The organism is Burkholderia sp. KCJ3K979, assembly GCF_016759955.1.
GTDB lineage: Bacteria > Pseudomonadota > Gammaproteobacteria > Burkholderiales > Burkholderiaceae > Burkholderia > Burkholderia orbicola.
Genome location: NZ_JACFYV010000513.1, coordinates 1 through 256, shown reverse-complemented (window position 1 = coordinate 256; position 256 = coordinate 1). Strand labels below are relative to the sequence as shown.

Here is a 256-nt window from a genome sequence, read left to right as displayed (position 1 = left end):
GCGCACGGAGGCTTTTTCAAACTTTCTTCACAAAGGGCTTGCGTGGACGGGGGCGGGTGCTTAGAATCACGCCTCTTTCGCGCCAACGGAAACGCGGCGCGGAAGGAAGGGAAGCAGTGCTGTTGAGGTTCGGCGGTAGCGAGCCTCGGCGGTACGGAAGTTGAGCCCCGCGGTCGCAACGAAGTCGTTCAGAAAGTTGTTGACGAGCTGCGAAACACGGTTCATAATCTCGCTTCTCTGCTGCTGAAAACGCAGC

At 58.2% G+C, this 256-nt stretch carries 1 protein-coding gene; it reads right to left on the bottom strand.

Features of this window, described 5'->3' with window-relative positions; genetic code table 11:
• Positions 1-66: 66 nt before the first annotated feature.
• Positions 67-256 (bottom strand): hypothetical protein (locus H3O04_RS35880; RefSeq protein WP_202589565.1); only part of this gene is annotated, 190 nt, incomplete at its 5' end.